This is a genomic window from Bergeyella anatis (assembly GCF_036016955.1).
In the GTDB taxonomy this organism is placed as follows: Bacteria; Bacteroidota; Bacteroidia; order Flavobacteriales; family Weeksellaceae; genus JAYWXI01.
The window spans coordinates 1-5557 of sequence record NZ_JAYWXI010000033.1 but is presented as its reverse complement, the minus strand read 5'-3'; the positions used below and the strand labels follow the sequence as shown (position 1 = coordinate 5557).

6 protein-coding genes are annotated in these 5557 nt (G+C 30.5%); 3 read left to right on the top strand and 3 right to left on the bottom strand.

All coding sequences use genetic code 11. The annotated features are described in order from the left end of the window. The first annotated feature begins 101 nt into the window (after nt 1-101). Nucleotides 102-542, top strand: a complete 441-nt coding sequence (locus VQ048_RS11650; RefSeq protein ID WP_327611845.1) for a DUF3408 domain-containing protein — start codon at nt 102-104, stop codon at nt 540-542. A gap of 3 nt (nt 543-545) precedes the next feature. Continuing rightward, nucleotides 546-1166 (top strand): hypothetical protein, encoded by a 621-nt coding sequence (locus VQ048_RS11645; protein WP_327611844.1) that lies wholly within the window; start codon nt 546-548, stop codon nt 1164-1166. 6 nt (nt 1167-1172) lie between these two features. On the opposite strand, the gene VQ048_RS11640 is transcribed toward VQ048_RS11645, so the two are convergent. From VQ048_RS11640 to VQ048_RS11630, 3 genes are read right to left on the bottom strand one after another with little or no spacing between them, the layout of a single operon-like run. Continuing rightward, nucleotides 1173-3098: an ATP-binding protein gene (locus VQ048_RS11640; RefSeq protein ID WP_327611842.1), complete on the bottom strand. Its 1926-nt coding sequence runs from the start codon at nt 3096-3098 to the stop codon at nt 1173-1175. Beyond that, on the bottom strand, nt 3092-4483 hold the full coding sequence (locus VQ048_RS11635) for an SIR2 family protein (RefSeq protein ID WP_327611841.1): 1392 nt from the start codon (nt 4481-4483) through the stop codon (nt 3092-3094). The genes VQ048_RS11640 and VQ048_RS11635 overlap by 7 nt, the downstream gene beginning before the upstream one ends. A gap of 12 nt (nt 4484-4495) precedes the next feature. After that, a complete protein-coding gene (locus tag VQ048_RS11630; protein WP_327611840.1) occupies nt 4496-5164 on the bottom strand; it encodes a hypothetical protein in 669 nt (222 codons plus the stop codon). Nucleotides 5165-5308: 144 nt separating this feature from the next. On the opposite strand from VQ048_RS11630, the gene VQ048_RS11625 reads away from it, so the two are divergent. Then, on the top strand, nt 5309-5557 hold a 249-nt coding region (locus VQ048_RS11625), incomplete at its 3' end, for a DUF4134 domain-containing protein (RefSeq protein WP_327611839.1).

Below are 5557 nucleotides of genomic sequence, written 5' to 3'. Positions count from 1 at the left end.
AAGTATGTATTTCGTTCTACTTTGATGCCCGCAGACGAACGACTAATGAGTGGTTGTCATTTGGACGACTTTATTAAGGAATTTGTAAAAATAATAGAAGTATGAGAAAGAGAAGAAACCCCATCAACGAAAGCGAGTTAATGGAGCTAATGGCAGGAAAAAAAGAGGAGGCGTCAGTTGTTAAAGATTCGGTTAGAACATCGGAGCCAATCACTGAAGATATTGTTTTAGATAAAGCTCCCCAAGAATCTGAACCTGAAAATATACCCGAATCCGAACAAAAACCAACAAAGGTTAAGAAGACTGATATAGAAACCTATGAAAGTTTATTTTTCAGTTCTGGAGAAACTTCAGCAAGAAATGGAAAGTCAGTATATATCCGTCCTGAATTTCATCGTAGGATTGTACAAATTGTACAGATAATTGGAGAGGACAAAATATCCATTTATAACTATCTCGATAACCTGTTAGAAGACCATTTTAATCGCTATGAAAAAGAAATTAAAAAAGCGTTTAAAGATAAATATAAACCAATATTTTAAGTTATGGAAAAGATGATTATTATCCTGTTGTTTATCATCATATTCTTTCTATTATGGGAAAGAATTTTTTTAAAACCCAAAAGTAAAAATTCTACTCCCCAAAGTAGCAATCCTCTAAAGTCCAAAGAGAAAGAGTCTTATACTGTAATAGGTAAGAGTAAATTTGTTGCTCCCAAAGTTGATGAATCAGTACGAAAAACTAAGGAGTCATTACCCTCAAGCCAAGAATCAATAAAGGCACAACCAGAGCTCAAAAAAAACTCTATTCCTGCACAAATTCCTGATGAGGATTTAGAAGCGATATTCAGTAAAGAACTCAATGAAGACGAGGAAGAGGACCTCCGAGCGATGCGTACTCCCGAAGAGGACGATGATTTTGCTACGGGACTATCTTTTGAGGAATTAGCACAGGTAGAGCCTTTGTTCACAAAGAAAGAATTGGATAAAGAGGAAGAGCAACAGGCTACCTCAATTGCCAAAAAACTCAGTGATACCGAATTACTAAACGAAATTGAAAAGGTGTTGCCACAAGCTAGACAACGAGTTTCTGAACTATTAGATAGGGATTTAAAAAGTCCTCCTACAAAAGGTAAAGAGGATTTTGATATTGGGGATTTTGTGTGAGAGTAGTTATATAAAATCCACCTCAAATCCTTTGTTTTTAAACCAATTTTTGCTAATATCATTATTGTCACTCTTAGGTTTAGGATTAGCGTTATTGACTTTAAATGTTGTTGGAAGATTTACAGAATGTCCAAATATCAGAGCATGTTGTGTTGGTATAGAAGGAAGCCTTTTTAATACCGTTTCTGAAATATGAGGAGTAATTTGTCTAATGTGAGATAGATCTTCGGGATTCTGTATTCTATGGACTATAAAATTACTACATTGCGAGAGTACAGTTTTCGATAGTTCACTCGGTCTTTGTGATGAAACTAATAAGAACATTCCGTACTTTCTACCTTCTTTCGCTATTCTTTCAAAAATTCTATTAGCATCTCCAAAAACTTTACCTGTTTCTGTTGAGATATATCTATGAGCCTCTTCTAAAACTAAGTTAACAGGATATTTATTTCTGTTTTTTGCAGTTTTTAATTTTTCAAAGATTAATCTTGAAAGAACACAAGATATAACTTCAACTGTTTCATCATTTGCTGAATTTAAATCAATAATAATTACTTGATTTTTTTTGACCTTTGCCTCATTATCATCTTCTATACCTAAAAGAGTATTTATATAATCATCAACTTTTTTATCTTCAGCACTCTCAGTCATGAATTTAAAATCTTCTCTATCTTTAATACTTTTAAAGCGTGTAATCATCGAGGAGCAGTAATCTCGTATCTGTTTATTACCATGGTATTCTTCATATAATATAGCACTTTCAATAGCTTGTTCTAAATCTTTAAATTCAAAAAATTCAGAATCAAATTTTAAATCAATTATAATATCTTCTTTTATATATCCTGTTACTGAATCTTTAAAGTCATTCTCTTCATTTTCATTTTGAAAATTACCAAATTTTGGACTTAAATTTGAATAATTAATATTTAATTTAGCTTTATCTACTAAGGATTTTATTTTTTGTCTCTTTGCTACAGGACTTTCCCAGTTTTCATAAACATACATTATATTACAAGCATAAATATGACTTAAGACTTCTTCCGATAGATTTTGAGTAAATCCTAAAGCATTCCTTAAAATAGGCAATTGAGATTTTTCACTTGCCCTTAGCAACAAAGCCCATTCATCAATATTTAAAAACCAATGAGGAAGTTTGAATTTAGAATCATTGTCGTCATCTGAATCAATAGATAAATTAATTACTTGTATATCTTCATTTTCATCTAACTTTTCAAATGCTTGACGATACTCACCATTTACATCAAAAAATATAAATGTACTTCCAGTAGCACTATATTCTTCAAACTTATAGAGTGTTTGTAACATAGAAGCTATAGTACAGGATTTTCCACTTCCTGTATTTCCTAATACTGCCGAGTGACTTCCAAAAAATCGATCGATATCAATTTTCACTTCATAATCAGGAAAGATAATTGACTTTCCAATCGGTAATGAAATATATCTATTTTTACATTCACATTTTCCTTTTTTACAGTTTTCTTCTCCTTGACAATTCTTTATTATATTTGAGTTTGTTTTAAAAATAGTATCAAGTTCTTGTTCTCTAATATAAAGAACATCAGAATATAATGTAGGATAAATACTTACTCCAAAATCAAATTGATTATCTTTAATAGTACCTATTGGGATTACTTCTAAAAACTTTCCTGCTTGAATTTTACTCAAAATCTGTTCGGTAGGGTTTGAAAAAGGAACATTTAAATCTTTTTCTCTAACTCCTGAAACCTCTGCTACAATGTAATAATTTTGATATGGAATGATTACATAACTATTCAACTGAGCAAAATAATGAATATCATCATAGCCGTTCACATTAAAATTATCAAGCCCACTTAATAACTCAACAGAAAATCTATCAGAATTTATAGCTACAACTTTGCCTATTATTCTTTGTTTATCTTCTTTTAACATCTCGGTAATTCTTTTAGAGTTTTTTCCATTTTTTCATATAAATCTTCATTAGTCAAATCGGGTAAGGTTTCTTCTACAAACCTTTTGAAATAATGAAGTGGAATTTCTTTATCATCTGTTCCTCCTATAATCCATATTCTTGGGTCATCTAACTCTTTTAATTTTCCTATAGCATTCCAGTCTTTTGGCTCTCCTATAACAATTAACCTAAATGAAGGTATTGTGAAGGCTTGAAAGATAAGATTATTTATATGCTCATCACTAAAACTGTATCCTATAGTTACTAAGATATTATTATTTTGCATTAGTTTTTTTTGGAATTCTCTAAATAAATCAGAATAAGGGCTCCCAAGACTCGCATTGTATTTTAAAGGTGTAGGATGAATCATTATTGTCTGTTCTTCTTTTAATTTATCGAAAGTTGGATCTTGAATTTCTTTTACTTTGAATAACTTTTCTTTACTATCGGCTTCAATCCAATTTACGGAACCATGAATTTTATACAAGTAGAAAAAATTATCAATAACGCTCCACTTTGATTGAGATAAATCCATTTTTTCAGCAAGTGCATAGTTAAATATAGTGGGATTAAAATATTTACTAACCCCTCCTGTAAAACCATTTACATAGTGAATTCCTAAAGAGTCCATAGCTCTTTCTGAATATAAGTCATAATTAGTAGTGAAAATATTTAATCTTGGCAAGGTTGGGTTTCGGGTTAATAATTTTTTGTAAAATGTTTTATAAATATCAACCAATTCTCTATCCTTTTCTTCCCTTATATTCTCTTCATTTAGACATTTTTTTAGAATAAAATTTCGAGTTTTAACTATAATTTCGTTTATTCTATCAGCCTTTTTAGTTTCATTATTTTCTTCTTTTTTATCACTTTCAATATGAATTTTTGAATAATAAAAAGATAAACTATGCAGTGTGGACAGAAATGATTCAAGATTCTTCTTAAAGTCATGTTTATCAGATTCAACATCAATATCTAACTCTGTTTTTAACCACTCCTTATCTTCTGAAAAGTCATTAGATTCATAAAATTTGTTTGCCATAGGAACCATAACAGGAATTCCTATTTGTTTTTCATCATCATCTTTAGATATTGTCTCTTTTTGTTTACTCTTCATATCTTCATTTGAAGAAGATCCCACCTCATTAGATTCTTCGGATTGTATATCTTCTTGACTTTCATCTGAAGAAGATTCCCCTTCTTTTAATTTTTCATAAGAAGAACAACCACTACCTAATAAAAATGATAAGTTTTTATTGTCTAGTACTTTTAAAAATGCTTCTTGAATTTTTTTAAAAGAGTCTTTATTTTCTTTTTCAAATATATTTTCTTTTCCTTTATAAAAATAGATATTATTTTTTTCCATTATTTCTTATCTTTAAATAGTTTTAAATACTTGCTCCACATACTCAAATCCTACATTGAGGTATTCTACAGGTATTTTAAACTGCTTCCTAAATTTCTTAAACAAAGCCTTATTTCTTTCAATTTCATCTATAGAAATGAAATATACTTTATCACCTTTAACTTCGCTTAAATTATCGTTATCCCTTTCGTAAACAGCAATCAATATCGGAGTCTTGGTAAAGGATTGCATATTTAGATGTTTTTCAAAATCTAAAATATCAAAGAAAATAAATTCTTCGTTCTCTTTTTCATAAGGCCTCTTAAAAGCTCTACATTTAACATCTATCTCAATATTACCAAAGTTCCTTACTAAAAAATCACCTCGCTTAATAAGTTTATCAACATTGCTAGTATAACTCCTAAAACTCTCTTGCTTTTGATCCAATTCCTCCAAAATTAGACCATAATCGTTTGCTTGCTTTTTAAACAATTGCTGAGCCTTCATACCTACTCTAAAGTTATCACTAGCAAAAGACTTGTATAAGTCGCTTTCTGATACTTTACAAGGCTTCCATTGTTCTTCTCCTTGATAAATAATGGTGTCATCTGTTATAGTATTTTCATAACATAGATCATCGTAAGAGTTAACATATCTATGCTCTAATTTGCCATCTATTAAATTTATAATATGATATCCCATTTATTTAGTTTAATTATTCACAAAAATACAAAAAACTCCCTATAAATCAGCCATTCCCCGCCAGCAAATTCCAAAACAAGCCAAGAATATAACCCGTTGAGAGGGTACTTATACATTTGCCAAAAATTCATAAAACAATAAAAAATGGCAAAACAAAATGTATTTAAAACAGTCTTATTAGGGAGCTGTACCCTCGCATCAACTGTCCTATTTGCCCAAGGTAACGGCGTGGGTGGTATCAACGAAGCCACACAAATGATTACCTCTTACTTTGACCCCGCCACTAAACTCATTTATGCCATTGGTGCAGTCGTAGGATTGATAGGCGGCGTAAAAGTGTACAATAAATTTTCCAATGGAGATCCTGATACAAGTAAAACCGCCGCTTCGTGG